Annotated in this window: 20 protein-coding genes and 4 tRNA genes; 20 read left to right on the top strand and 4 right to left on the bottom strand. The window is 59.9% G+C overall.

Annotated elements, in window-relative coordinates; genetic code table 11:
• Positions 1-45 precede the first annotated feature (45 nt).
• Complete coding sequence (locus tag ALTER154_RS13790) at positions 46-1095, bottom strand: HlyD family secretion protein (RefSeq protein WP_160087888.1); 1050 nt, start codon at positions 1093-1095, stop codon at positions 46-48.
• A 106-nt stretch (positions 1096-1201) separates the two neighbouring features.
• On the opposite strand from ALTER154_RS13790, the gene ALTER154_RS13785 reads away from it, so the two are divergent.
• The 8 genes from ALTER154_RS13785 (at position 1202) to ALTER154_RS13750 (ending at position 5894) form a co-directional block, all read left to right on the top strand.
• Positions 1202-2122 (top strand): LysR family transcriptional regulator, encoded by a 921-nt coding sequence (locus ALTER154_RS13785; protein WP_160087886.1) that lies wholly within the window; start codon positions 1202-1204, stop codon positions 2120-2122.
• A 32-nt stretch (positions 2123-2154) separates the two neighbouring features.
• Complete coding sequence (gltX, locus tag ALTER154_RS13780; protein WP_160087884.1) at positions 2155-3636, top strand: glutamate--tRNA ligase; 1482 nt, start codon at positions 2155-2157, stop codon at positions 3634-3636.
• Positions 3637-3782: 146 nt separating this feature from the next.
• Positions 3783-3858, top strand: a tRNA-Ala gene (locus ALTER154_RS13775).
• 63 nt (positions 3859-3921) lie between these two features.
• Positions 3922-3997, top strand: a tRNA-Glu gene (locus ALTER154_RS13770).
• Positions 3998-4048: 51 nt separating this feature from the next.
• Positions 4049-4124 (top strand) — tRNA-Ala (locus ALTER154_RS13765).
• Positions 4125-4188: 64 nt separating this feature from the next.
• A tRNA-Glu gene (locus ALTER154_RS13760) sits at positions 4189-4264 on the top strand.
• Between the two features lie 240 nt (positions 4265-4504).
• Positions 4505-5044 (top strand): TetR/AcrR family transcriptional regulator, encoded by a 540-nt coding sequence (locus ALTER154_RS13755; RefSeq protein ID WP_160090132.1) that lies wholly within the window; start codon positions 4505-4507, stop codon positions 5042-5044.
• A gap of 10 nt (positions 5045-5054) precedes the next feature.
• Entirely contained in the window at positions 5055-5894 is an 840-nt protein-coding gene (locus ALTER154_RS13750) for an alpha/beta fold hydrolase (RefSeq protein ID WP_160087882.1), read from the top strand.
• Here ALTER154_RS13750 and ALTER154_RS13745 read toward each other — a convergent pair.
• Positions 5864-7735 (bottom strand): diguanylate cyclase, encoded by a 1872-nt coding sequence (locus tag ALTER154_RS13745; RefSeq protein WP_178126342.1) that lies wholly within the window; start codon positions 7733-7735, stop codon positions 5864-5866. The two genes, ALTER154_RS13750 and ALTER154_RS13745, sit on opposite strands and share 31 nt — an antisense overlap.
• A gap of 84 nt (positions 7736-7819) precedes the next feature.
• On the opposite strand from ALTER154_RS13745, the gene ALTER154_RS13740 reads away from it, so the two are divergent.
• The 6 genes from ALTER154_RS13740 to ALTER154_RS13715 all read left to right on the top strand — a co-directional run bounded on the left by ALTER154_RS13740 (position 7820) and on the right by ALTER154_RS13715 (position 13230).
• Positions 7820-8500 carry a 6-phosphogluconolactonase gene (locus ALTER154_RS13740; RefSeq protein WP_160087880.1) on the top strand — a complete coding sequence of 227 codons (681 nt, stop codon included), beginning with the start codon at positions 7820-7822 and terminating at the stop codon, positions 8498-8500.
• Between the two features lie 102 nt (positions 8501-8602).
• Entirely contained in the window at positions 8603-10411 is a 1809-nt protein-coding gene (gene edd, locus ALTER154_RS13735) for a phosphogluconate dehydratase (protein WP_218585100.1), read from the top strand.
• Between the two features lie 35 nt (positions 10412-10446).
• Positions 10447-11097: a bifunctional 4-hydroxy-2-oxoglutarate aldolase/2-dehydro-3-deoxy-phosphogluconate aldolase gene (locus ALTER154_RS13730; RefSeq protein ID WP_090252212.1), complete on the top strand. Its 651-nt coding sequence runs from the start codon at positions 10447-10449 to the stop codon at positions 11095-11097.
• Positions 11094-11543, top strand: coding sequence for a thioesterase family protein (locus tag ALTER154_RS13725; RefSeq protein ID WP_090252215.1), 450 nt, complete (start codon positions 11094-11096; stop codon positions 11541-11543). Before ALTER154_RS13730 ends, ALTER154_RS13725 begins: the two co-directional genes overlap by 4 nt.
• 115 nt (positions 11544-11658) lie before the next feature.
• Positions 11659-12639 carry a tRNA-dihydrouridine synthase gene (locus ALTER154_RS13720; protein WP_160087878.1) on the top strand — a complete coding sequence of 327 codons (981 nt, stop codon included), beginning with the start codon at positions 11659-11661 and terminating at the stop codon, positions 12637-12639.
• Between the two features lie 144 nt (positions 12640-12783).
• Entirely contained in the window at positions 12784-13230 is a 447-nt protein-coding gene (locus tag ALTER154_RS13715) for an Hsp20 family protein (RefSeq protein ID WP_090252221.1), read from the top strand.
• A gap of 48 nt (positions 13231-13278) precedes the next feature.
• On the opposite strand, the gene ALTER154_RS13710 is transcribed toward ALTER154_RS13715, so the two are convergent.
• Together ALTER154_RS13710 and ALTER154_RS13705 are read right to left on the bottom strand one after the other, a co-directional pair.
• Positions 13279-16578, bottom strand: a complete 3300-nt coding sequence (locus tag ALTER154_RS13710) for a bifunctional diguanylate cyclase/phosphodiesterase (RefSeq protein ID WP_160087877.1) — start codon at positions 16576-16578, stop codon at positions 13279-13281.
• A gap of 103 nt (positions 16579-16681) precedes the next feature.
• Positions 16682-17575, bottom strand: coding sequence for a LysR family transcriptional regulator (locus ALTER154_RS13705; protein WP_160087876.1), 894 nt, complete (start codon positions 17573-17575; stop codon positions 16682-16684).
• A 182-nt stretch (positions 17576-17757) separates the two neighbouring features.
• Here ALTER154_RS13705 and leuC point away from each other — a divergent pair, with 182 nt between their 5' ends.
• From leuC to ALTER154_RS13675, 6 genes are all read left to right on the top strand, one after another.
• Positions 17758-19185 carry a 3-isopropylmalate dehydratase large subunit gene (gene leuC, locus ALTER154_RS13700; RefSeq protein WP_160087875.1) on the top strand — a complete coding sequence of 476 codons (1428 nt, stop codon included), beginning with the start codon at positions 17758-17760 and terminating at the stop codon, positions 19183-19185.
• A gap of 10 nt (positions 19186-19195) precedes the next feature.
• Positions 19196-19843 carry a 3-isopropylmalate dehydratase small subunit gene (leuD, locus tag ALTER154_RS13695; RefSeq protein WP_160087874.1) on the top strand — a complete coding sequence of 216 codons (648 nt, stop codon included), beginning with the start codon at positions 19196-19198 and terminating at the stop codon, positions 19841-19843.
• A 51-nt stretch (positions 19844-19894) separates the two neighbouring features.
• Positions 19895-20977: a 3-isopropylmalate dehydrogenase gene (gene leuB, locus ALTER154_RS13690; protein ID WP_160087873.1), complete on the top strand. Its 1083-nt coding sequence runs from the start codon at positions 19895-19897 to the stop codon at positions 20975-20977.
• A gap of 54 nt (positions 20978-21031) precedes the next feature.
• Entirely contained in the window at positions 21032-22144 is a 1113-nt protein-coding gene (gene asd, locus ALTER154_RS13685; protein ID WP_069521323.1) for an aspartate-semialdehyde dehydrogenase, read from the top strand.
• Positions 22145-22288: 144 nt separating this feature from the next.
• The gene (locus ALTER154_RS13680) at positions 22289-23299 is read left to right on the top strand and encodes an aspartate-semialdehyde dehydrogenase (RefSeq protein ID WP_160087872.1); all 1011 of its coding nucleotides are present in this window, start codon (positions 22289-22291) and stop codon (positions 23297-23299) included.
• A gap of 154 nt (positions 23300-23453) precedes the next feature.
• A complete protein-coding gene (locus tag ALTER154_RS13675) occupies positions 23454-26267 on the top strand; it encodes a FimV/HubP family polar landmark protein (protein ID WP_160087871.1) in 2814 nt (937 codons plus the stop codon).
• The last annotated feature ends 2 nt before the right edge of the window (positions 26268-26269 follow it).

The raw sequence follows: 26269 nt of genomic DNA, 5'->3' as shown, positions 1-26269 counted from the left end.
ATCCAGTCGCGCCGGCTCGGCTCGCCTGTGGGGCGGATCAGCGCATCAGCTGCCATGGTGCGGCTCGGACTGCAGGTCGACCTTGACCTCGACCGACATGCCCGGACGAATCAGCCCCTTGAGTGGGTTGTCGGCGGCAAAGGTAAGTTTCACCGGGATGCGCTGCACCACTTTGGTGAAGTTGCCGGTGGCGTTATCCGGCGGCAGCAGGCTGAACTGCGCACCTGAGGCGGCAAATAAGCTTTCGATGCGGCCTTCGATCGGCGTGTCAGGGAAGCTGTCGAAGGTCAGTTCGGCACTCTGCCCAGGGCGCATGTGGCCGATCTGGGTTTCTTTGAAGTTGGCCTGAATCCAGATGTCCTGATCCGGTACCAGTGACAGCAGGTAGGCGCCGGTCTGCACATATTGGCCGTGGCGTGCGGCGCGCTGGCCGATAAAACCGCTGATGGGGGCGCGAATTTCAGTGCGGGCAATATTCAGTTCAGCCTGGGCCAGGTCGGTACGGGCGCTGCTGATCTGCGCTTCCAGACGCTTGATCTCGGCTTGCAGGGTGCTGACCTGCTGACGTTGGGCTTGTAGGTCGGCTTGCGCTTTGCTCACTTGCGAGCGGGCAATGCGGCTGTCGGCGGCCAGGGTGGTGACACGCTCTTCGGAAACGAAACCGGGCTTGCGCAGGGTTTGCGCGCGCGACAGGTCGATCTGCGTACGACCCAGGGTGGCTTCACTGGCCGACACATCGGCACGACTTGCAGCAATCAGGCTGTCCTGTTGGTTCAGTGTGCTGCGCGCCTGACTCAGTTCGGCCTCGCGGATGGCCAGGGTGGCTTCGGCGCGTTGCTTGGCCAGCTCAAAGTCGGCGCTTTCCAGCACCAATAGCAGCTCACCCTGCTCGACATGCTGGTTGTCTTGCACCAATACCTTGTCGATGCGTGCGCCCAGCTGGCTGGACACACGGGTGATTTCACCTTGTACATAGGCGTTGTCGGTGCTTTCAAGGTGTCGGCCGATCAGCCACCAATGGCCGAAAAAGGCGGCAGCGATGAGGCTGAGAATAAGTAGGAAGACAAACAGGCGGCGTTGCAGTTGGGCAGGCATGGTGGGCGCTCGAAGCTCGGGCAAAAGTGTAAGCAAATCTAACAGTGTTCCTTTAGTGCCTGTAGTCGTTAGAATTCGGAAACTTTGTTGCTTATGAGGAACAATCATGGGGCTGGATGATGCGCTGATCTTTACGCGGGTGGTCGAGTGCCACAGCTTCACCCTGGCAGCGCAGGGGCTGGGTATGCAGAAGTCGACCGTCAGTCGGCGCATTGTTCTGCTCGAAGAGCGTCTTGGTGTGCGCCTGCTCAATCGCACCACACGCAAGCTGCGCCTAACGGAAGTCGGACAGGCCTATTACGAGCGCTGTCGGCAGATCATGCTCGACTTTGCCGAGGCCGAGCAGGCGGTGATGCAATTGCAGTTGGAACCCTCGGGATTGCTGCGCATCACTGCACCTATTGAATTTGGTCAGCTGTTCCTTGGCAGGGTACTGGGTGACTTCATGCGCCAGTACCCGCAGATCAGCGCCGAGGTGGAGTTGACATCGCGGCATGTCGACCCCGTTGAGGAAGGGGTGGATATCGCCATTCTGGTGGGGCAGCCGCAGGACTCCACCTTGATTGCACGCAAGATGTTCGAGACCAGTCGGCGTCTGTATGCCAGTCCGGATTACCTGGCTCGGCACGGTACGCCGCGAACGGTCGAGGAATTGGCGGGGCATCGCGCCGTTATGTTGCCGCGAGACTCGTCGCGTTATTGGCCGTTGGCGGGCGAAAACATCACCTGCCAGAGCGTGCTGTCGTGCAACAACATCACCTTTGCCCGAGAAGCCGTCATGGCGGGGGCTGGTATCGCCGGGCTACCCGTGATGATCTGCGGTGCTGCTGTAGAGGCGGGGCAACTGGTTGAACTGTTGCCCGAAGCGCGTCTGACGGTCGGCGAACTCTATGCGGTCTATCCATCACGGCGGTTCCAGGCCATGAAGGTGAAAACTTTCCTGGATTTTCTGATACGCAGTCTGTCGTTGTCGGGTGGTCACCTGCTGGAGCCGCCCACGGCTGGCCTGTTACCATCGCCGTCTTAATCCGCGTTCACTGCAACTCTTCGAGACTTTCCATGACCACCGTCCGCACCCGTATTGCGCCGTCGCCCACTGGTGATCCGCACGTAGGCACCGCCTATATCGCCCTGTTCAACCTGTGCTTTGCCCGTCAGCACGGTGGCGAATTTATCCTGCGTATCGAAGATACCGATCAGGTGCGTTCGACGCGTGAGTCTGAGCAGCAGATCTACGACGCCCTGCGCTGGCTGGGCATCGAGTGGAGTGAAGGTCCTGATGTCGGCGGCCCGCACGGCCCGTATCGGCAAAGCGAGCGCGGCCACATCTACCAGAAGTACAGCGCCGAGCTGGTGGAGAAGGGGCATGCCTTCCACTGCTTCTGCAGTGCTGAGCGCCTGGACAAAGTGCGTGCCGAGCAGATGGAAGCCAAGCAGACGCCGCGTTATGACGGCCATTGCATGCACCTGTCCGCCGCCGAAGTGCAACAGCGCCTGGCGGCTGGCGAGCCGAATGTGGTGCGGATGAAGGTGCCGACCGAAGGCGTTTGCGTGGTGCCGGACATGCTGCGTGGCGAAGTGGAGATCCCATGGGATCGCATGGACATGCAGGTGCTGATGAAGACTGATGGTCTGCCGACCTACTTCCTGGCCAACGTAGTTGACGACCACTTGATGGGTATCACCCACGTGCTGCGCGGTGAAGAATGGCTGCCGTCGGCACCCAAGTTGATCCTGTTGTACGAGTACTTCGGCTGGGAAAAACCGCAGCTGTGCTACATGCCGCTGCTGCGTAACCCGGACAAGAGCAAGCTGTCCAAGCGCAAAAACCCGACCTCGATCACTTTCTACGAACGCATGGGCTTCTTGCCCCAGGCGATGCTCAACTACCTCGGGCGTATGGGCTGGTCGATGCCGGATGAGCGCGAGAAGTTCAGTCTCGACGAGATGGTTGCGCACTTCGATATCAACCGCGTATCGCTGGGCGGGCCGATTTTCGACCTGGAGAAGCTGTCCTGGCTCAACGGCCAGTGGATGCGTGAGCTGAGCGTCGAAGACTTCGCCGCTGGCGCGCAGAAGTGGGCGTTCAACAGCAACTACCTGATGCAGATCGCCCCGCATGTACAGGGCAGGGTAGAGACGTTTAGCCAGATCGCCCCGCTGGCCAGTTTCTTCTTTGCGGGCGGCTTGACGCTGGACGCCAAGCTGTTCGAGAGCAAAAAGCTCAGTGCCGATCAGGTACGCCAGGTCATGCAGTTGATCCTGTGGAAGCTTGAAGCGCTGCGTCAGTGGGAAAAGGACAGGATCACTGGTTGCATTCAGGCCGTGGTGGAGCACCTGGAGCTGAAGTTGCGTGACGCCATGCCGTTGATGTTTGCTGCTGTCACCGGTCAGGCCAGCTCGGTATCCGTACTTGATGCCATGGAAATCCTCGGCCCGGATCTGACTCGCTTCCGTCTGCGTCAGGCCATTGAGCTGCTCGGTGGTGTGTCGAAGAAAGAAAACAAAGAGTGGGAGAAGCTGCTGGCAGCCATTGCCTAAGCAGCTGAATGCCCCGTCCGGCCGTCGTTTTGGCGTGCCGGTATGGGGTAAGTGGTTGTTCTGTCAGCATAAAGAATGCAGATGCTGGTAAAAATTTTGTTGACAGGTGTGGGGCGCGCTCTTAACATGCGCCCCGTCCTTGAGATGGGGCTATAGCTCAGCTGGGAGAGCGCTTGCATGGCATGCAAGAGGTCAACGGTTCGATCCCGTTTAGCTCCACCATCTTCAAAGCCGAAAGGCTTGCAACAATCAGCTCCCGTAGCTGGTTGTTTGTAGAAGGGTTACGTCCCCTTCGTCTAGTGGCCTAGGACACCGCCCTTTCACGGCGGTAACAGGGGTTCGAGTCCCCTAGGGGACGCCAGTTTCAAAAAGCAGTGCTGGTTTGGGCTGTGAGCCGAGAGGCGATAAATCTGGGGGTATAGCTCAGCTGGGAGAGCGCTTGCATGGCATGCAAGAGGTCAACGGTTCGATCCCGTTTATCTCCACCAATTTTGCAGCAGTAACAACTGCCACGGGGCCAGCGTAAAGCTGGCCTTGTTCTTCGAAGGTTTCGTCCCCTTCGTCTAGTGGCCTAGGACACCGCCCTTTCACGGCGGTAACAGGGGTTCGAGTCCCCTAGGGGACGCCATTTTTGCCCGCTTTGCGGGATTTTGAAGGGTCATTCATTAGTGAATGGCCCTTTTGTTTTTGTGGTCTGACATCCCTGGCGGCCACCCTGCGAACCGTTGCTACGCGACGTTAAAAATTGCCCCGAGCAATTTTTTCTACCTCCTGAACAGTATTCTCTAGCCGATCAGCGGTTGCCGCAGAGGCTTGCTTAATTATATTTCGACCTTAATATTATGGTTGTAATGTTAAGGAGGCAGGCATCAGCGATAAGAAGGCGCAAACCCGCGAGCGCATCCTCGCAGCTGCTGGTGCGGCGTTGTTGCAGCGCGGTCCGACTGAGCCTGGTCTGGCGGAGTTGATGGGCGCTGCAGGCCTGACAGTCGGTGGCTTCTATGCGCACTTCACGAGCAAGGACGCGCTGATGTTGGAAGTGTTTCAGCAGATGCTTTGTCAGCGCCGCGAGCGAGTCACGCAGTTTGATGCCGCGCTGCTTGGCCATGAGCGTCGGGTGTTGCTGGCTGCCTTTTATCTCTCGCGTAAGCACCGTGATGCTAGCGAGCAAGGGTGTCCGTTGCCCAGTTCGATAGGCGAGCTGGCGCGTATGCCGGAAGGCTTTCGCGTCGTGCTGGCCGAGCATATCGAGTTGATCACGGCGCAGCTGGCGGGCCGTCCTGAAGAGGCTGAGCAGGCGCTGGCCGATATTGCCTTGATGGTCGGAGGGCTGCCGCTGGCACGCGCGCTGGGCCCCGGTGAGTTGTCTGATCGAGTCTTGCGTGCCGCTAAATCGGCAATCGTCTGAGGATATGTCAATGAATAGCATGAGCTGGGTTCGTGGTTTCAACGCATCGATTGGTCTGCTGGCGCCGCATGCCCTGGCCAGCAAGTTGCGCCGGGAGTTTATGACGCCACACACCTTGCCGCCGCGGGATTGGGAATTGCCGCTGCTGGCGCAGGCCGAGCGCATCACCCTGCGTTTCGGTCTGTCCGCGCTGCGCTGGGGCAGTGGGCCAGCCGTGTTGTTGATGCATGGCTGGGAAGGGCGGCCGACGCAGTTTGCCGAGCTGATCAAGGCTTTGGTTAATGCTGGCTACGGCGTGGTGGCGCTGGATGCTCCGGCTCATGGCCGTTCGCCTGGGCGCGAGGCCAATGTGGTGCTGTTTGCCCGTGCCTTGCTGGAGGCTGCCAGTGAGTTGCCACCACTCAAAGCAGTGATTGGTCACTCCATGGGCGGCGCTAGCGCCTTGCTGGCCACTCAGTTGGGCTTGCGTACTGAGGCGCTCGTCAGCATTGCCGCGCCCAGCCGAATTCTGACTATGCTGCGGCGCTTCTCGCACTACATGGGGCTGCCGCGCCAGGCCCGCGCGCACTTTGTCCAGTTGGTCGAAGAGCAGGCAGGGATTCCTGCAGGGCAACTTGATAGCGCGCACTATCAACTGGATTTTCCCGGACTGGTCGTGCATGCGGTAGACGATCCGATGGTGCCGTTCAGCGAGGCAGAGGCCATTCACCAGCGCTGGTTCGACAGTCGTCTGCTGCGCCTCGAGCGTGGTGGGCATCAGCGCGTATTGGCTGATCCGCAGGTGGTGCAGGCCGTGCTGACGCTGTTGGCGTCGTTGAATCAGGCACCGTCCAATGCGCTTGCCTCGTAGCCAACAACCCGGTTACGCCCGGCGGCCTTGGCTTGATAGAGCGCTTGGTCAGCGTGCCGTAACAGCTGCTCGCGTTCGCTGTTGGGGCCTGGCGTGAGGGTGTACACGCCGATGCTTAGGCTCAGGTCGATACTCAAACCCTGGTGCATGCAGGGATGACTGGCCAGGTCTGCGCGAAGCTGCTCGGCCAGGTCCATGGCGCCAGATTGGTGGGTGTCGCAGAGCACGGCGGCAAACTCCTCACCGCCAAAACGTACCAGTAGGTCATTACTGCGCATGCGCTGCTGCATGCGCAGGGCGGCGTGCTGCAAGCAGGCATCGCCGACCAGATGGCCGTGCAGGTCGTTGACCTTCTTGAAGTGATCCAGGTCCATCATCAGCATTGAAATCGGCTGCTGGCTGCGTTTGGCCTGTGCCAGCAGACGCTCCAGTTCTTCGTTGAGCACCTGACGATTGAAGAGCCCGGTCAGGCTGTCGCGACGACTCAGTTCAGCCAGCTGACGGTTGGCAATCGATAGTTCCTGCAGGGCCTGTTGCAGGGAGGCGGTGCGCTCCTGCACGCGGGCTTCCAAGCCTTCGTTAATTTGTTGTTGCAGGTCCAGGCTCTTGGCCTGCTCCAAGCGCAGCTGGTGCTCGTTGGCAAATAGCTGAGCTTGAGCTTCTTGCTGGGCGTTTTGCGCAAGCCGAATGCGTAAGCCAAGGGCTATTGAAAAGATCACCAGCTCAAGCAGGCTGCCGATCTGCTGGGCGTGCAGGGTTAGCAGCGAATTGGCGATCAGGCCGGTGCCGCTCAGCACGCTGAACAGGCTGGCGATAATCAGTGCTGACCAGCCCAGGGCAAACAGCTTGGCCGGCGGGTAGCCGTCGCGCCAGCGCAGCACGGTGAAGATGCAGCCGAAAATTGCACAGACCAGAAGCAGCACGAAACTGCCGATTAACGCGACGAGGTAGGGCGCTGCCACGGCCAGTGCCATCACCAGCAGGCTGCAGCCAATTAGGCCGTGGCAAATCCAGCTGTAAGCCCGATGGTGATTTTTGAGGTCGAGCACGCCATGGGTGAACAGTACGCCGAACAGTGTCGCCAGCGCCGAACTGAACGGGAAACTCATCTGCTGCCATGTCAGTGACTCGGGCCAGAACCATTGCAGGGCGAAGCCTAACTGGATGAACTGGTAAAAGCTGAAGCTGGCGACAAACAGGCTGTACCAGAGGTAGTTACGGTCGCGGGTGATGATAAAAATCGACAGGTTGTAAATCATCATCACCAGCAGCGCACCAAAGAACAGGCCCTGGAGCAGCAGCATGCGTTGTTCATACTGGTTGAAGGCCTGGCTGCTCATCAGGCTAGCGCTGAGGTTGGCCGAGCCGTCTGTCTGCATGCGCAGGATCAGCTCACGTTCTTCCCCGGCAGCCAGGCTGAATGGCAACACCAGTTGGCGATGATTGACCCAGCGTTGGTGGAACGGCCGCTGATCGCCCGCCTGGTACACCCGGCCGTCGTCCAGACCGTAGGCATCCAGAGTGTCGAGCAGCGGATTACCGATCAACAGCACCCAGTTGATGGCGTTATCAGCCGGGTTGTGCAGGCTGAAACGCAACCAGTAGGCGTGTGTGCTGTAGCCGAAACTGGCATCGCGACGGGCTACCGGTTGCCAGGCCGATTCAGGCAGCTGGCGAACGCTGTGAATGTCCGCCAGGCCTTCGGGGTCAGCCCAGACATGCATGGCCGGGCCTGGCAGTAGCGGGGTATCGCTGGCTAGAAGCGGCAGGCTGGAGGCCTGCGCCAGTGTCGGCAGCAACAGCAGTAGGAGTACGCGCAGCAACACAATCAAAAGAGGCATTCCATGGCAAGGATGTTGGCGACACGACAAAGGTGCATTATTACGCGGCCTTATGACATACCGATAGCTTCTCCGGGGTCGCTTATGAGCCAAAATTTGTTGCATTGCTATGCTCAGCGCGACGCTTGTCTGCATGCGCTGGCTGCTGATCTGTCAACGCAGATTCGGGCCACGCTGGGGCAGCTGCCTCGCGCCGGTCTGATCCTACCCGGCGGCAGTAGCCCACAGGCCTTATTGCCCCTCTTGGCGCAGCAGTTGGACAGCGAGCGGATTGATCTCAGTCCCAGTGATGAGCGCTGGGTGCCATCGCAGGCGGCCGAAAGTAATTGGCAGTTGTTGCATCAGGGGCTGCCGCAGGCTAATTGCCTTGACCCACGTCAGGGCGCAACGCTTGAACAATCGGCATTGAGCTGGGGCGAGCAGTTGGCGCAGTGGCCGCCGTTTAGTGCTGTGTTGCTCGGCATGGGTGAAGACGCGCATATCGCCTCGCTGTTTCCCGGTATGCCCGGCCTGGCTGCTGCGCTGGATCCGCAAGCTCAACCTGCAGCCTTGCCAGCTCTGGCGCCGCAAGCACCGCTTGAGCGGTTGTCGCTGAACCTGGCGATGCTGCAGCGTGGCCAGTGGCTCGGCTTGCTGGCGTTCGGCGAGCGCAAGCGCGAGCTGATTGATGCCGTGCTGGCGGACCAACCTTCGGCTCGCGAGTTACCGCTGTATGCTTGGCTGCAGCGCAGTCCGTTGCCGGTAAATATCTACTGGGCACCCTGAGAGCATGTTGAGGTCTGCTGCATATAGGCGCTGCTGCGTTAGAGCAGTGGCTAAGCCGTTACACTGCAAGCCTGTACCTCACCGAGAAAGGGAATAGTCATGTTGCATCCGGTTGTTGAGCAGGTGACCGCAGCACTGGAAAAACGCTCGGCCAAACGCCGCGAGCGTTATTTGCAGCGCCTGACCCAGGCTGCCGCGCGCACCGCACATCAGGCCCTGGGCTGCTCCAACCTGGCCCATGCCCTGGCGGCGCAGCCTGATGATGCGCGGCTGATCATGAAGCAGGGCGGCTCGCCGCATGTCGCGATCATTTCCAGCTACAACGATCTACTCTCGGCCCATGCGCCGCTCAGGGACTATCCCGAGCGCCTGAAAGTGGCGCTGGCCAAGGCCGGCGCGACCTCGCAGTTTGCGGCTGGGGTGCCGGCCATGTGCGATGGCATTACTCAGGGCGAAGGCGGCATGCAACTGTCGCTGTTCTCCCGCGACCTGATTGCCCAGGCTGCTGGCATCGGGTTGACCCACGGTATTTTCGATGGCGCGCTGTATTTGGGGGTGTGTGACAAGATCGTCCCTGGCCTGCTGATTGGCGCGCTGCATTTCGGACATCTGCCGGCCGTATTCGTGCCGGCCGGGCCCATGCAATCGGGGCTGCCGAACAAGGAAAAAGCCGCAGTCCGCCAGCGTTATGCCCGTGGCGAAGCCAGTCGTGATGAGCTGCTGGCTGCCGAGTTGGCTGCCTACCACCAGGCCGGCACCTGCACCTTCTACGGCACGGCCAATACCAATCAGTTACTGATGGAAGCCATGGGCCTGCACGTGCCGGGCAGCGCCTTTATTCACCCCTATACACCGCTGCGCGATGCCATGACCGATGAGGCCGCGCGGCTGGTGGCGCACAACAGCCGCCAGGGCGAGCGCTATCTGCCGGTCGGTCAGCAGATTGATGCGCGGGCGCTGATCAATGCGGTGGTGGCTTTGCTTGCCAGCGGCGGCTCAACCAATCACACCTTGCACCTGCCGGCCATCGCTCGAGCAGCGGGCTATGAACTGAGCTGGGATGATTTCGCCGCGTTGTCCAAGGTGGTGCCGCTGCTGGCGCGGGTTTATCCGAATGGCGCGGCGGACGTGAATCAGTTTCAGGCCGCCGGTGGGCCGGCCTGGTTGCTGCGTGAACTGCTCGACGTCGGCCTGCTGCATGACGATGTTGCCACCGCTGCCGGACATGGTTTGCGTGCCTATACCCGCGAGCCCTGGCTGGAGGGCGAACGTCTGGCCTGGCGTGACCTACCGGCACAGAGTCCGGCGCCGGATATTGTTCGGCACGTGGCTGAGCCTTTTGCTGAGGAGGGCGGGCTGGTGCTGCTGGCTGGCAACCTGGGGCGCGCCATCCTGAAAACCTCAGCGGTGGATCCGGCGTTCTGGCACATCCGCGCCCAGGCGCGCATCTTCGATTCGGAAGCAGCTGTGCAGGCGGCCTACAGCGCCGGCGATCTACAAGGTGACCTGGTGCTGGTGGTGCGCTTCCAAGGCCCACAAGCCAATGGCATGCCTGAGCTGCACAAACTGATGCCGTTGTTGGCCAATTTGCAGCAAGCCGGCCAGCGGGTGGCCCTGGTGACCGATGGGCGCATGTCTGGGGCTTCGGGGCAGGTATCCACTGCCTTGCACGTCACCCCGGAGGCGGCAGCCGGTGGTCCCTTGGCGCGGCTGCAGGACGGTGATTGGTTGGTACTGGATGCACAAAATGGTCTGCTGCAGGTGGAACTGACTGAGCAGCAATTGGCCGCGCGGCCATTGGCATCTGCCAGTACCGAGCTGGAATTGGGCTATGGTCTGGAAATGTTCGCCGCGCAGCGCCGCCTGGTCGGCTCGGCTGAGCAGGGCGCCAGCAGCCTGTTTGAAGACTGAACGCGACAATTGAATTTGAGAGCGGGGAGCAAGGCATGAGCCTGACGATGGATGTGGTGCTGCAGCAGGCCCGCCCGGTGTTGCCGGTGCTGGTGATTGAAGACATCAGCCTGGCGGTGGACCTGGCCCGTGCGCTGCACGCCGGTGGCATCCGCGTGCTGGAAGTGACCTTGCGCACGCCGCGGGCATTGGATGCCCTGGCGGCGATGCGCAAGGAACTGCCGGACCTGTTGATTGGCGCCGGAACAGTGATCCACGCCGAGCAGTTTCTCGAAGCCCGCGATGCCGGTGCACAGTTTGCCGTCAGCCCTGGCTGCACTGAACGTCTGGCGGCGGCGGCAGAGGATTCAGGCCTGCCATATCTGCCGGGTGTGATGACGCCGTCCGAGGTGCTGCTGGCGCTGGAATACGGCTACCGCTCGCTCAAGCTATTTCCGGCTGATGGCGCCACCAGCATCAAGATGCTCAAGAGTTTCAAAGGCCCGTTTACCGGTATTCGCTTCTGCCCAACCGGCGGGGTAACCCCGGATAACCTGCTGGGCTTCCTGCGCTTGCCCAACGTGGCCTGTGTCGGCGGCACCTGGATCGCGCCAAGTAACCTGGTACGCGCACGTGCCTGGGATCAGATTACCCAGCTGGCTGCCGAGGCGCGCGCCTTGGCCGGTAGCCTGGAGCAGTCGGCATGAGCTGGGAGCTGAGCAATCCCTTTGTCATTGATATTCAGGTGACGGCCGAGGATATCGACGGCCTTGGTCATGCCAATAATGCGGTCTACGTCAGCTGGTTGGAGCGCTGCGCCTGGCGCCATTCGCAGTTTCTGGGGCTGGACCTGGCTGAGTATCGCCGCCTCGACCGCGCTATGGCCGTACTGCGCCATGAGATCGACTATCTGGCCAGCGCCTACGAAGACCAGCAGCTGCAGATGGCTACCTGGATCGTCGAGTCCGACCAGCGCCTGAAGATGGACCGACGCTTCCAGCTGATTCGCCCGGAAGATGGCATGACCCTGTTGCGCGCGAAAACCACCTTTGTCTGCATCGAACTGTCCAGTGGTAAGCCCAAGCGTATGCCGCCAGAGTTTGTTGAGGGTTATGGCGCTGCTTTGCAACCCCCATTTCCCATGGAACTGTGACGCGCCGTTGGGCTAATGCCTGAGCGTTTCACCATCACGCCGCGTACACTACGCGGCGTTTTTCTACCTGCGACTTTTAGCCGAAGCGCAGCACCGCATTTTCAAGAGATTGCCTATGCAAATCGCCCTGGCCCCGATGGAGGGGTTGGTCGACGAAATCCTTCGCGATGTGCTCACTCAGGTGGGCGGCATCGATTGGTGTGTGACGGAATTTATCCGGGTGACCGAGCGGGTATTGCCCGTCAGCACCTATGAGAAGCTCGCGCCCGAATTGTTCTGCGACGCGCAAACGGCCGCCGGCACGCCGCTGCGTGTGCAGTTCCTCGGCTCCGATCCTGCCTGCCTGGCGGATAACGCGGCGTTTGCCTGCACCCTCGGCGCGCCTGTGATCGACCTCAACTTCGGCTGCCCGGCCAAGACGGTGAACAAGTCCCGTGGCGGCGCGGTATTGCTCAAAGAGCCTGAGCTGCTGCATGCCATCGTCCGTGAAGTGCGTCGTGCGGTGCCGGCCGCGATCCCGGTCACGGCGAAAATGCGCCTGGGTTTTGATCACAAGGACTATGCCCTTGAGTGCGCCGAGGCATTGGCCGAGGGCGGCGCGGCGCAGATCGTTGTGCACGCGCGGACCAAGGTCGAAGGCTACAAGCCGCCGGCACACTGGGAGTGGGTGGCGCGGGTGCAGGACGCGGTGAAAGTGCCGGTATTTGCTAATGGCGAGATCTGGACCCTGGATGACTGGCGGCGTTGCCGTGAGGTCAGTGGGGTTGAGGACATCATGCTTGGTCGTGGCCTGGTGGCGCGTCCTGATTTGGCCCGGCAGATTGCCGCTGCCAGGGCAGGGCAGGACGTGGTTGCCATGAGTTGGGCTGAGTTGCAGCCGTTGCTTGCGGATTTCTGGCTGCAGGCGCGGCGCAAAATGTCACCACGCTACGCACCGGGTCGGCTCAAACAGTGGTTGGCTATGCTGACACGCAGCTACCCCGAAGCCACCGAGCTGTTCAACCTGCTGCGCCGCGAAAACGACTGTCTGCGCATTGATGGCTTGCTCGGTATCCAGTTTGCCGAGGTAGAGCCCGTCGAGCAGGCCAGTGCCTGACGATCTGCCAGCCCTTACTGCCGCTCTGGCGCTGTGCAATACATGCAGCACTTGAAATTTTTCTGAGTCACCACATGTTCAGTGGTGTGGGATGCCGAAGTCGGGTCCTGCGCTTATTCACTCGCTGAACCTCAGGAGATTTTTATGAGCACTGCATTTTCCATGACACCGCTGTTCCGTCAGTCCGTTGGCTTCGACCGGTTTAATGATCTGTTCGAGTCGGCCATGCGCAACGAGGCAGGTAGCAGCTATCCACCCTATAACGTCGAGAAGTATGCCGACGATCAATACCGCATCGTGGTTGCGGCTGCGGGCTTCCAAGAAGACGATTTGGAGCTGCAGGTCGAGCGCGGCGTGTTGACCGTTAGCGGTGGCAAGCGCGATACCAGCGCCGAGAACGTCACATACCTGTACCAGGGCATCGCTCAGCGCGCCTTCAAACTGTCGTTCCGCTTGGCCGACCATATCGAGGTCAAGGCTGCCAGCCTGGTCAACGGCCTGCTGAATATCGACCTGGTGCGTATCGTGCCGGAAGAGGCAAAAGCCAAGCGCATTCCAATCGGTGCTGGCCGCACTGTGCTGCAAAGCTAAGCAGCGTTGCGGTTAACAACAAGGGCACCTGCGGGTGCCCTTGTTGTTTTACAGGGGCGCCGGTATGCGGTTGTCGTGCAGCATCTGGCGGAACTGCTGCAGTGGCACCGGCCGGCTGAACAGGTAGCCCTGATAGTGGTGACAGCCCTGTTGCTGGAGAAACTCCAACTGATCGACCTGTTCAACCCCTTCGGCAATCATGCCCAAGCCCAGGCTGCGAGCCATGGCGACGATTGCGCGGATAATCTCGGCATCGTTGGCATCCAGGGTGGCGTCGCGCACGAACGACTGATCAATCTTCAGCACATCCACCGGCAGGCGCTTGAGGTAGGTCAGCGAGCTGTAGCCGGTGCCAAAATCGTCCATGGCGAAGGTCACGCCGATGCGCTTGAGGCGGTTCATCTTGGCGATGGTGTCGTCGATGTTCTGGATCACGATGCCTTCGGTGATTTCCAGTTTGAGCATCTGCGGCGGCAGGTGGCTGTTGGTCAGGCTGCTTTCTACTCGGTCAACAAAGTCATGCTGACGGAACTGTCGAGGGCTGATGTTGACGCATAGGCTGAACTGCGCGCCGTTGACCATGCCCTGCTCAATCAGGCGGGCGCAGGCGTGGCAGGCTTCGGCAAGTACCCATGCGCCGACTTCAAGAATCAGCCCGCTTTCTTCGAGCACATGGATAAACAGCGCCGGCGACTGCGGCCCGAGGGTTGGGTGCATCCAGCGCAAGAGGGCTTCGGCCCCGATAATCTGGTTGTTCCGTGCATCCACCTGAGGCTGAAAGTACAACTCGAATTCACCCCGGGCGAGCGCCAGGCGCAGGTCGTTTTCCAGGCGCAGGCGCTCGCTGGCAGCCTTCTGCATGGTGTTGCGAAACAGTTGGATGCAGTTGCGGCCCGAATCTTTGGCCCTGTACAGGGCGATATCCGCACGCTTGAGCACATCGGATGGTGTATCGCCGTGGTCAGGCACCAGGGCGATGCCAATGCTGGGCGTGACTTGCAGTTGGTGGCCGTCGAGCAGCATGGGTTCGGCGAGTAAGTGGCGCAGTTTTTCCGCCAGGGCGCGGACCTGTTGCACGACCTTTGAACGCTTGCCTTCCAGGCCGGAAATCAGCACGACAAACTCGTCGCCACCCAGGCGTGCCACCGTGTCTTCCTGACGTACGCTGGATTCCAAGCGCGCCGTCACCAGCTTGAGCACCGCATCGCCGACGGGATGGCCGAGTGAGTCGTTGATGTGTTTGAAGTGGTCCAGGTCAATAAATAGCAGGGCGCCACGCAGTTCGTGACGTTTGAGCAGAGCGATTTGCTGGGTCAGGCGATCAAGCAGCAGTGCACGGTTGGGCAGGTTGGTCAGCGAGTCGTGGTAAGCCAGGTGCTGCACCTGAGCCTGGGCCTCCTTGAGCTCGCTGATATCGCGGGCGGTGAGCAGCAGGCAGGGGATGTTGTTGAGCTGGATGGGATTTACCGATACCTCAACCATTTTGATGCTGCCGTCGCGGTGTCTTCCATGCATTTCCATGCGGCGCACATGCCCGTCGCGTTTAAGCGTATCTAGCATCTGGATGCGTTCTGATGGATCGGCCCACACGTTAATTTCTAGGGCCGTACGCCCAATGACCTCTTCAGCGCTGTAGCCGTTTAGCCTGCAGAAGCCTTCATTTACCTCAATGTAGCGGGCAGTGTCGCGTTCGGTAATGGTGATGGCGTCCGGGCTTGATTGGAATGCCAGGGCGAACTTCTCCTGGCTGGCTTGCAGCGCTGCTTGGGCTTTTTGCCGTTCACTGATGTCACGGAAGGTGGTAAGGATGCAGGGTTGATTATTCAGCAGCAGGGGTCTGGTGGACACCACGCAGGTGATCACGCGTCCTTGTTTATCGAGGTAATCCGCCACTTCGTTATGCAGGCTCTTATCGCGTTCGAGCTTGTCGTATAGCGCGTTTCGTACGTCGAGGTTGGCCCAGAAGTTCAGCTCGGTCATGCGCCGGCCGATAATTTCCTCGGGCTGCCAGCCGAAGGCCTGGCTGAAGCTTGAGTTGATTTCCATGGCCACGCCGTCCGGCAGGGTGGTCAGGGCGACGGGGTCAGGGCTGGCTTGGAACAGGTTGGCGAATTTGGCTTCAGAAGCGGCCAGGCGTTGTTCGCGGCGCACACGCTCGCTGATATCGATGAGGATGCCGGCCATGCGTTCAGGCTTGCCGTCTGCGTCGCGGTAGAGCTTGGCGGTGCTTTCCAGGTAATGCACCTCCTTGTTGCCGTATACCGCGCGGTAGGTGACCTGGTAATCCTCGGTGAGTCCCTGCGCCAAGTTATTGAAGTGCTTGCGCATGGCGTGACGATCTTCCAGTGGGACGCAGCTGAAGAACTTGCGAAAATCATCATGGAAGGGCTCATCTTCCAAGCCGTGTAGCTTTGAGGCGCGCGCCGAGCCAAACAGCATATTGCTGGGAATGTGCCAGTCCCACGTGCCGAGGTCGGCCGAATCCAGGGCCAGATTCAGGCGCTCCTGGCTGTCGTGAAGATCGCGCTCCTGCTGGCGTTGCTGGGTAATGTCACGCAGCGACAGAACCAGGCAGGGAATGCCATCCAGGATAATTTCGCCGCCAAACAGCAGATTCCGGCGAATACTGCCATCGCGGTGGTAGAGCGGTACTTCCAGGCCGTTGAGGGTGTTGCTTTTGACTGCACCCATCATCCGTTGGCGATCTTTGAGGCACGCCCAGATGCCCATTTCCAGCGAGGTGCGGCCCAGGGTCTGTTCGCTGGTCCAGCCGAATTGACGTTCGAAACCTGCGTTGATTTCGATAAAGCGGCCGCTGGATTTCTCCGTGATAACCACCGCGTCCGGGCTGTAGTTGAAGGCCTGGGCGAACTTTTCCTCGCTGCTGCGCAGTGCCTGTTCGCGGGCTTGCTGGTTGCTGATGTCGCGGATGACACCAATGACACGCTGCTTACCATCGGCGTCCAGTTGCAGGCTGCCGCTGATCTCCAGCCAGTGCAAGCTGCCGTCCGGCCAGCGAATACGGTGGCGGAAGGCACGGTTGCTGGGGTTGCCGGCCAGCAGTTGTTCAAACAGGCGTAGAATATCTGGGCGGTCTTCCTCGGGAATCAGCTCGATATAGTCGATGCGTTTTTCCAGCGGTTGCTTAGGGTCGAGGCCGAAAAGCGCCTGGGCGCCCCGTGACCAGCTGACACGGCCGCTTTCGATGTCCCAGTACCAAGTGCCCAGTTTGGCGCCGTTAAGGGCGCGCAACAGGCGCGGGGCATCGTTCCAGGCGTTTTCGAATTCGGCAGGATCCAGTGCCGGGATAAACGGCAGTGGCGGACGGCGATCACTGGATTTAGCCACGACCAACTCTTCCTTTGTATGCGTGGGTTTCCTGGTCGCTGGCTGAGCTACGGGGCTGAGTCATGCAGAAACCTTTCTTATCGTTATAAGCCCACGTTAGCCCCTAGTCGCTGGCCATTGCAAGGCCATCACGCTGAGCATCCAGCAGGTTCATAAAGGCCCGCGCGGCGTTGGAAAGGGTGCGTTCAGTGTGGCTGATATAGCCCAGCTGACGGGTCAGCTGGATGCCCGGTAATGGCAGGCGCGCGACCTGATCATCGAGCATGGTGCGCGGTAGGACGCTCCAGGCTAGGCCGATGGAAACCATCATCTTGATGGTTTCCAGGTAGTTGGTGCTCATGGCGATATTCGGCGTCAGCCCTTGGGCCTCAAACAGGCGTCGCACAATGTGGTGGGTAAAGGTGTTGCCACCGGGAAATACCGCCGGGTGATGCGCTACATCGGCCAGACTGATCGCCTGGCTGCGTGCCAGCGGGTGCTCGGGAGCGGCGACGAAATCCAGCGTGTCGTCCCACACGGCCACGGCATGCACCGGCTCGCGGGTTTCCGGAGCCAGGGTGATCACCGCCAGCTCAGCGCGACCATGCAGCACCTCTTCATAGGCCACTTCGGAGTCGAGGAACTGGATATCCAGTGCCACCTGCGGGTGCGCCCGGGTAAAGGCGCGTAGCAGCGGCGGCAGGCGGTGCAGGCCGATATGGTGGCTGGTGGCAAGCGTCAGGCGGCCGCTTATCTCGCCGTTCAGATTGGTCAGCGCACGGCGCGTATCATCCAGCACATTGAGTATCTGGTAGGCCCGCGGCAGTAAGGCGCGGCCGGCTTCGGTCAGGCTGACCTCGCGGCCCAGGCGATCGAACAGGCGCACACTCAGCTGCTGCTCCAGGCTGGCGATGCGTTTGCTCACCGCCGGCTGGGTAAGGTGCAGGCGTTCCGCCGCTTCGGAGAAGCTGCCCAGCTCGGCGATGGCAATAAAGGCATTGAGGGTGGCGAGATCCATGCGGCTTTTCCTGGCAGTGGGCGAAGCGCAATTTGCGCTGCTCAAGTTTACTTGTATTCCATTGAGGAATCCTTTGGATGAAAAATATGAATTTGAGTAATTTAACTCAAGCCCATAGGATTACCCCATAAGCCAAAGGGCTATTTGCCCAGGCATAGAAACAGGTTGATGAGGGATAGCGGATGGCCGGCAAAACGCTGTACGACAAGCTCTGGGAAATGCACGAAGTGAAGCGCCGCGACGATGGTTCGTCGCTGATCTACATCGACCGGCATATCCTCCACGAAGTGACCTCGCCCCAGGCCTTTGAGGGCTTGCGTCTGGCCAGCCGTAAACCGTGGCGCATCGACGCCAACATCGCCACCCCGGACCACAACGTGCCGACCACCAAGGCCGAGCGTCAGGGCGGCCTGGAAGCAATCGCTGATGAAGTGTCGCGCATTCAGGTGCAAACCTTGGATGAGAACTGCGATGACTTCGGCATTCTCGAATTCAAGATGAACGACATTCGCCAGGGCATCGTTCACGTAGTTGGCCCAGAGCAGGGCGCGACTTTGCCGGGCATGACCGTGGTCTGCGGCGACTCGCATACCTCGACCCATGGCGCCTTCGGTGCGCTGGCCCATGGCATTGGCACCTCTGAGGTCGAGCATGTGCTCGCCACCCAGTGCCTGGTGGCCAAGAAGATGAAGAACATGCAGGTGCTGGTCGAAGGCAAGCTGCCGTTCGGCGTGACCGCCAAAGACATCGTACTGGCCGTGATCGGCAAAATCGGCACCGCCGGCGGTAACGGCCATGCGTTGGAGTTTGCTGGCAGCGCAATCCGCGACTTGTCGCTGGAAGGGCGCATGACCATCTGCAACATGTCCATCGAAGCCGGTGCCCGCGTGGGCCTGGTGGCGGTGGATGAAAAAACCATTGCCTATGTCGAAGGTCGTCCATTTGCCCCGAAAGGCGCCGATTGGGCCGCCGCCGTGGCGCAGTGGCAGGATCTGGTGTCCGACGCCGATGCGCATTTTGACACTGTGGTTGAGCTGCGCGCTGAAGACATTAAGCCGCAAGTCAGCTGGGGCACTTCGCCGGAAATGGTGCTGGCGGTTGACCAGAACGTGCCGGACCCGGCTGCCGAAAGCGACCCGGTGAAGAAGGATTCGATCATCCGCGCCCTGAAATATATGGGCTTGCAGGCCAATCAAGCGATCACCGATATCCAACTGGATCGCGTGTTTATCGGCTCCTGCACCAATTCGCGGATCGAAGACCTGCGCGCCGCTGCTGAAGTGGCCAAGGGTCGTAAGGTCGCCAGCACCATCAAGCAGGCAATGGTGGTGCCGGGCTCCGGCTTGGTCAAAGCCCAGGCGGAACAAGAAGGTTTGCACCACATCTTTATCGAAGCCGGTTTTGAATGGCGCGAGCCGGGCTGCTCGATGTGCCTGGCGATGAACCCGGACAAACTCGGCAGTGGTGAGCATTGCGCATCCACCTCCAACCGTAACTTCGAAGGCCGTCAGGGCGCCGGTGGGCGTACTCACTTGGTCAGCCCGGCGATGGCTGCTGCGGCGGCGGTGACTGGTCGTTTTATCGATGTGCGCGAATTGATCCAGGCTTAAGGAGCTGACGATGAAAGCCTTTACCCAACACACCGGCCTGGTCGCTCCACTTGATCGCGCCAACGTCGACACCGACCAGATCATCCCCAAGCAGTTCTTGAAGTCGATCAAGCGCACCGGCTTCGGTCCGAACCTGTTCGATGAGTGGCGCTACCATGATGTCGGTCAGCCGAATCAGGACAACTCCAAGCGCCCGGTGAATCAGGAGTTCGTACTGAACTTCGCGCGTTACCAAGGTGCCAGCGTGCTGCTGGCGCGGGAGAACTTTGGTTGCGGCTCCAGTCGTGAGCACGCCCCTTGGGCGCTTGAAGAATACGGCTTCCGCACAATCATCGCGCCGAGCTTTGCCGATATCTTCTTTAACAACAGCTTCAAGAACGGCCTGCTGCCGATCATCCTCAAAGAGGACGAGGTCGATGCGCTGTTCCAGCAGGCGGAAGCCACTGTCGGCTACCAGCTGACCGTCGACCTGGCCGCGCAAACCGTGACCCGTCCGGATGGCGTGCAGTACAGCTTCGAGGTCGATGCCTTCCGCAAGCATTGCCTGCTCAATGGCCTGGACGATATCGGCCTGACCCTGCAGGACAGCGACGCGATTAAGACCTTTGAAACCACCTATCAGCAGCGCAGCCCTTGGCTGTTCGGCGCCATCAAGTAATCAGTGGGCGAGTGCATGTGTCACTTGCCGATTTAATGAGTTGAGAAAAGCATGTCCAAACAGATTCTGATTCTCCCTGGTGACGGTATTGGCCCGGAAATCATGGCCGAAGCGGTCAAGGTGCTGGAACTGGCCAACGATAAGTACAACCTGGGTTTCGAGCTGAGCTTCGATGACCTCGGCGGTGCGGCCATCGACCGTTATGGCGTGCCGCTGGCCGATGAAACGCTGGATCGCGCCAAGGCCGCCGATGCCATTCTGCTCGGCGCTGTTGGCGGGCCGAAGTGGGACGCCATTGACCCGGCGATCCGTCCGGAGCGCGGCCTGCTGAAGATTCGCTCGCAGCTGGGGCTGTTCGGCAACCTGCGTCCGGCGATTCTCTATCCGCAACTGGCCGATGCCTCCAGTCTCAAGCGCGAAATCGTCGCTGGCCTGGATATCCTCATCGTGCGTGAGCTGACGGGCGGCATCTATTTCGGTCAGCCGCGTGAAAGCAAAGTGCTGGAAAACGGCGAGCGCATGGCCTACGACACCCTGCCGTACAGCGAGAGCGAAATCCGCCGTATCGCCCGCGTCGGCTTCGACATGGCTCGCGTGCGTGGCAAGAAGCTCTGCTCGGTGGACAAGGCCAACGTGCTGGCCTCCAGCCAACTCTGGCGTGCCGTGGTCATTGAAGTGGCCAAGGACTACCCGGACGTCGAACTCAGCCACATGTACGTCGACAACGCCGCCATGCAGCTGGTGCGCGCGCCGAAGCAGTTTGACGTGATGGTCACCGACAACATGTTCGGCGACATTCTTTCGGACGAGGCCTCCATGCTCACTGGCTCCATCGGCATGCTGCCGTCGGCGTCGCTGGACGCCAACAACAAGGGCATGTACGAACCGTGCCACGGCAGCGCGCCGGATATCGCCGGGCAGGGCATTGCCAACCCGTTGGCGACCATCCTCTCGGTGTCGATGATGCTGCGTTACAGCTTCAATCAAACGGCGGCGGCTGATGCCATCGAGCTGGCCGTAAGCAACGTGCTGGATCAGGGCCTGCGTACCGGCGATATCTTCAGTGCGGGTACAACCAAGGTCGGCACCGCGGCAATGGGTGATGCGGTAGTCGAAGCGCTGCGTAGTCTGTAATCTTCCTGGCCCGCCGGAGGTCTCCGGTGGTCAGCTTATATAGGTGTAGTGGTTATGAAACGTGTAGGTCTGATCGGTTGGCGCGGCATGGTCGGTTCCGTGCTGATGCAACGCATGCTGGAAGAGCAGGATTTCGACTTGATCGAGCCCGTGTTCTTCACCACCTCCAATGTCGGCGGCCAAGGCCCGGCGATTGGCAAGGAAACGGCGCCTTTGAAGGACGCCTACAGCATTGACGAGCTGAAAAGCCTGGACGTGATTCTCACCTGCCAAGGTGGCGACTACACCAGCGAAGTGTTCCCCAAGCTGCGCGAAGCCGGCTGGCAGGGTTACTGGATCGATGCCGCCTCGTCGCTGCGCATGGATGACAGTTCGGTCATTGTGCTCGACCCGGTTAACCGCAAGGTGATCGACCAGCAACTGGATGCCGGCACCAAGAACTACATCGGTGGCAACTGCACCGTCAGCCTGATGCTGATGGCGCTGGGCGGCCTGTATGAGGCTGGCCTGGTCGAGTGGATGAGCGCCATGACCTACCAGGCGGCTTCTGGTGCTGGTGCGCAGAACATGCGTGAGCTGATCAAACAGATGGGCGCGATCAATGCTTCCGTGGCTGATGAACTGGCCGACCCGGCTAGCGCCATTCTGGATATCGATCGCAAAGTGGCCGAAGCCATGCGCGGCGAATCCTTCCCGGTCGATAACTTCGGCGTGCCGCTGGCCGGCAGCCTGATTCCTTACATCGACAAGGAACTGCCGAACGGCCAGAGCCGTGAAGAGTGGAAGGGCCAGGCAGAAACCAACAAGATCCTCGGTCGTTTCAAGAACCCGATCCCGGTTGATGGCCTGTGCGTGCGCATCGGTGCCATGCGTTGCCACAGCCAGGCGCTGACCATCAAGCTGAACAAGGACGTGCCGCTGTCGGACATCGAAGGCCTGATTAGCCAGCACAACCCTTGGGTCAAGCTGGTGCCGAACCAGCGTGAAGCGAGCATTCGCGAGCTGGGTCCGACTGCTGTAACGGGTACCCTGAGCGTACCGGTCGGCCGTCTGCGTAAGCTCAACATGGGCTCGCAGTACCTCGGCGCGTTCACCGTCGGTGACCAGCTGCTGTGGGGCGCGGCCGAGCCGCTGCGGCGCATGCTGCGTATCCTGCTGGAGCGTTAATCGCGCGGTGCTGATACGTAAACAGGCTGATTAGGAGGGGCGGGCTGTTGGGCATTCGAGTCAAATCGAGTGCTCAATAGTCCGCTCCTTTGCATTTTGCGGGTGCAGCTATACAGTGCTGGGCTTATTTATCAGAGCCTTGCCATGACCCGTACTTTTGATATTGCCGTAATCGGCGCCACCGGCAGCGTTGGTGAAACCCTGGTGCAGCTGCTGGAAGAGCGCGAGTTCCCGGTGGCTAATCTGCATCTGGTAGCCAGCGGTGAGTCAGCCGGACGCTCCTTGTCCTACAAGGGCAAGAACCTGCGCGTACGCGATCTGGAAACCTTCGATTTTGCCAGCGTGCGGCTGGTGTTCTTTGCTGCTGGCAGCAAAGTGACGCAGAAGTATGCCTCGCAAGCCGCTGCGGCTGGCTGCGCAGTGATTGATCTGGCCAGTGGTTTGCCCGCCGCCCAGGCGCCACGAGTGATTCCCGAGGTCAATCCTGTCGTCTTAGCGAGCTTGACGGCGCCTTATCTGTTGACCAGCCCAAGCGCCCCGGGTGTTGCACTGGCCGCGGTGCTAGCGGCGTTGCCTGAGCAAGTGCGTATTCAGCGGGTGACTGTGACGGCCTGCCTGGCGGTTTCCAGTCGCGGGCGGGAAGGGGTGTCCGAGTTGGCGCGGCAAACCGCCGAGCTGCTCAATGGCCGAGCATTCGAGCCGCAGCTGTTTGATCGGCAAATGGCCTTCAATCTGCTGGCGCAGGTCGAACAGACCGATAGCGCAGGGCACGCAGCGCTAGAGCGGCAGATTGCCGGCGAGCTTAAGGAGTTGCTGGCCTTGCCCGATTTGCAGGTTGCGGTGACCTGTATTCAGGTTCCGGTGTTCTTTGGCGACAGCCTGAACGTTTCAGTGCAGACCGAGTCGGCCATCGACCTTACGCAGGTATACGCTGCTCTGGACGCCGCGCCGGCTCTGGAATTAGTGCAAATGGATGATTATCCGACCGCGGTCGGCGACGCCGTCGGCCAGGATGTGGTCTATGTTGGCCGAGTGCGCGCCGGTTTGGCTGATCCTGCTGAACTCAATTTGTGGATTGCGTCTGATAACGTGAGAAAAGGCGCGGCGCTAAATGCTGTGCAATTGGCCGAGTTGTTGATAAAACACTATCTGTAAAAGATACTTACCAAGAAATTTGAAGAATCTTTCGAGCTTGGCAATACTGGCTGAGTTGATTGCTGGATGGGGTTGCGTCTTCGGGCGTAGTAGGCAGCAATTATCAACATCCTCTCGCTGGTCGAGAAAAAAAGATAAAACAAGGGATAACGCTATGGTTCGGGTTCGCAAACTGGTGCTGGCAATCGCAGCTGCTTCGGCGCTGTCATCCGGTATGGCGCACGCGCTGGGGCTGGGTGAGGTGACCCTGCAATCGGCGCTCAATCAGCCGTTAGTGGCTGAGATTGAGTTGCTGGAAGTTCGTGACCTGGCTTCCAACGAAGTTATACCGACCCTAGCGTCCCCGGAAGCATTCACTAAAGCCGGCGTTGATCGTCAGTTCTTCCTGACTGACCTGAAATTCACCCCGGTGCTCAAGCCCAATGGCAAAAGCGTCATTCGGGTGACCTCCAGCAAACCCATGCGTGAGCCTTACCTGAACTTCCTGGTTGAAGTGCTCTGGCCGAATGGCCGTTTGTTGCGTGAATACACCGTGTTGCTGGATCCGCCGCTGTATACCCCGCAGAGCGTTATTCCTGCTGCAGCGCAAATGCCTGTAGCTGCACCAGCGCCTGCGCCACGTGTGCAAGCTCCTGCTCCGCGCCCGGCCTCAGCTGCCGTTAAGCCTGTAGCGCCAACAGCTCCAGCAGCACCTGTTGCGCCAGCGGCCAAACCGCTGGAAGGCAATGAATACAAAACCACCGCCAACGACACCCTCTGGGAAATTGCCCAGCGAGCGCGTGCTGGTGGCAGCGTGCATCAGGCCATGTTGGCGATTCAGGACTTGAATCCGGATGCCTTTATCGGCGGCAACATCAACCGCCTTAAAAGTGGTCAGGTGTTGCGTCTACCCGATGAGCAACAAGTCAAGAGTCGTGCCCAGGGCGAAGCTCTCGCTCAGGTTGCCGAGCAGAATGCAGCCTGGCGTGAAGGCCGCAGCGTTGCTGCCAGCGCGCGTCAGCTGGATGCCACCAAACGCACCAGCGCCGCCGCGACTCCAGCCAAGGTTGAAACTGGCGATAGCCTGAAACTGGTTGCTGCTGACAGTGGTAAAGCCACTACTGGCAGCGACAAGGGCGCAGCCGACAGCAAAGCGCTGACTGACAAATTGGCCGTTACCCAGGAAAGCCTGGATTCCAGTCGTCGTGAAAATGATGAGCTGAAAGGCCGTATGACAGACCTGCAGAGCCAGCTCGACAAGCTCCAGCGTCTGATTCAGTTGAAAGACGACCAAATGGCCAAGCTGCAGGCTGATCTTGCTGCGCAAGGCCAAGCCCCAGCTGTTGCACCTGCCGCCCCAGTAGCACCGGTAGCTGAGGCCCCGGCTACTCCGGTTGAGCCTGCGCCAGAGGCCGCGCCACAGGATCCAGCTGCTGCTACTCCCGTAGTCCCGGCTGCTACACCTGAAACGGATTTTAACTACAGCGAAGAGCCTGCAGCTCAGCCCGAGACCGTAGCGCCTGTTGCGGTAGAGCCCGCGCCGATTGCTGCTCCTGAGCCAGCTCCGGTCACCCCTGTTGCTGAAGCACCGGTAGTGGCTGAGCCGCAGGCTGAAAGCAGTGCCTTTGATGATTTGTTGGCTAACCCGATTTTGCTGGGCGCTGCAGGTGGTGGTGCACTGCTGATATTGCTGGTGGCGCTGATGATGCTGTCTCGCCGCAATGCACTGAAAGAAGCCGAGCTGCAGGAAAGCTTGGCAGCTGATGACGCCCCGTCTGATCTGGATTCTGGTCTGGACCTTCAGGATGACAGCTTTGCTGGCATGGCTGATGAACTGGATGGTCAGCAAACCGATCTGCCGAGCGAAGAGCGTGTGACTGCGCAAACCGGCGATGCCTTGGGTGAGGCTGACATCTATATTGCCTACGGTCGCTTCCCTCAGGCTGCTGAACTACTACAAAGCGCCATCAATGATGAGCCTCAGCGCAGTGATCTGCGTCTGAAATTGATGGAAGTCTATGCCGAGATGGGTGACCGTAATGGTTTTGCCCGTCAGGACAGCGAGCTGCGTGAGATTGGTGGCAGTGCTGCCGAGCTTGATCAGATCAAGGCCCGCTACCCAGCTATGGCCGTTGCTGCTGGCGCAGGCTTTGCTGCCGCAGCTGCTGCTGAAGAAAGCCTGGACACCTTCAGTCTGGACGATCTTGCTCTGGACGAGCCTAGCCCGAAAGCCGCTGCTGGCGATCAAGACGATGCATTCGATCTAAGCCTGGATGATCTCGAGTCTGAGCTGGATCGTGATCTGCAGGCTGCCGGTAACACGGCTTCGCTGGACGATTTGGATAGCTTGTCACTTGATGACGATCTGGACTTCAGCTCGCCGGTTGAGCAAGCCGACAGCAAGGATGACGACCTAGGTTTTGATCTGAGCCTACCTGAAAGCGGCGATAGCAGTCTTGACCTGAGCGGCGATCTGGCTGACTTCAGTCTGGATCTAGATACTCCGGCCAAGCCTGCGGCAGCTGCCGAAGATGACTTTCTGCTGAGTCTGGATGACGAGCTAAGTGCAGCGCCGGTCGTAACTGAGCCAGGCTTTGATCTGCCGAGTGAGCAAGCGGGTGGTGATTTCGACCTGTCGGCTGATTTCGACCTGTCGCTGAATGATGAGGCGCCTGCGCAGCCATCAAGCGACAGTTTCGCTGCTCAGTTGGATGAAGTTAGCGCTGAGCTTGACCTGTTGTCTGATGACCTGGATCAGCCAGCGGATCTGGGTATGCCGGCAAGCACTGCTTCGTCTGGTATGGATAATGACGATGACTTCGACTTCCTCTCGGGTACCGACGAGACGGCAACCAAGCTCGATCTGGCGCGTGCCTACATCGATATGGGTGATACCGAAGGTGCTCGCGATATCCTCGATGAAGTCATCACCGAAGGTAACGAAGGTCAGCAAAGTGAAGCGCGTGAGCTGATCGCTAAATTGGTTTGATA

Source organism: Pseudomonas sp. 9AZ, assembly GCF_902506525.1.
Lineage (GTDB): Bacteria > Pseudomonadota > Gammaproteobacteria > Pseudomonadales > Pseudomonadaceae > Aquipseudomonas > Aquipseudomonas peli.
The sequence above is the reverse complement of the archived record's forward strand: the minus strand, read 5'-3'. Positions and strand labels throughout refer to the sequence as shown.

Excerpts from the sequence above, each read along its gene's own strand:
- ALTER154_RS13730 (WP_090252212.1), top strand. The coding sequence starts at position 10,447 with ATGAGCCTGACGATGGATGTGGTGCTGCAGCAGGCCCGCCCGGTGTTG.
- leuC (WP_160087875.1), top strand. The coding sequence starts at position 17,758 with ATGGCCGGCAAAACGCTGTACGACAAGCTCTGGGAAATGCACGAAGTG.
- ALTER154_RS13745 (WP_178126342.1), bottom strand. The coding sequence starts at position 7,735 with ATGCCTCTTTTGATTGTGTTGCTGCGCGTACTCCTACTGCTGTTGCTG.
- ALTER154_RS13675 (WP_160087871.1), top strand. The coding sequence starts at position 23,454 with ATGGTTCGGGTTCGCAAACTGGTGCTGGCAATCGCAGCTGCTTCGGCG.
- ALTER154_RS13740 (WP_160087880.1), top strand. The coding sequence starts at position 7,820 with ATGAGCCAAAATTTGTTGCATTGCTATGCTCAGCGCGACGCTTGTCTG.
- ALTER154_RS13725 (WP_090252215.1), top strand. The coding sequence starts at position 11,094 with ATGAGCTGGGAGCTGAGCAATCCCTTTGTCATTGATATTCAGGTGACG.
- ALTER154_RS13715 (WP_090252221.1), top strand. The coding sequence starts at position 12,784 with ATGAGCACTGCATTTTCCATGACACCGCTGTTCCGTCAGTCCGTTGGC.
- ALTER154_RS13705 (WP_160087876.1), bottom strand. The coding sequence starts at position 17,575 with ATGGATCTCGCCACCCTCAATGCCTTTATTGCCATCGCCGAGCTGGGC.
- leuD (WP_160087874.1), top strand. The coding sequence starts at position 19,196 with ATGAAAGCCTTTACCCAACACACCGGCCTGGTCGCTCCACTTGATCGC.
- ALTER154_RS13785 (WP_160087886.1), top strand. The coding sequence starts at position 1,202 with ATGGGGCTGGATGATGCGCTGATCTTTACGCGGGTGGTCGAGTGCCAC.
- ALTER154_RS13720 (WP_160087878.1), top strand. The coding sequence starts at position 11,659 with ATGCAAATCGCCCTGGCCCCGATGGAGGGGTTGGTCGACGAAATCCTT.
- asd (WP_069521323.1), top strand. The coding sequence starts at position 21,032 with ATGAAACGTGTAGGTCTGATCGGTTGGCGCGGCATGGTCGGTTCCGTG.
- ALTER154_RS13750 (WP_160087882.1), top strand. The coding sequence starts at position 5,055 with ATGAATAGCATGAGCTGGGTTCGTGGTTTCAACGCATCGATTGGTCTG.
- ALTER154_RS13790 (WP_160087888.1), bottom strand. The coding sequence starts at position 1,095 with ATGCCTGCCCAACTGCAACGCCGCCTGTTTGTCTTCCTACTTATTCTC.
- ALTER154_RS13680 (WP_160087872.1), top strand. The coding sequence starts at position 22,289 with ATGACCCGTACTTTTGATATTGCCGTAATCGGCGCCACCGGCAGCGTT.
- gltX (WP_160087884.1), top strand. The coding sequence starts at position 2,155 with ATGACCACCGTCCGCACCCGTATTGCGCCGTCGCCCACTGGTGATCCG.
- leuB (WP_160087873.1), top strand. The coding sequence starts at position 19,895 with ATGTCCAAACAGATTCTGATTCTCCCTGGTGACGGTATTGGCCCGGAA.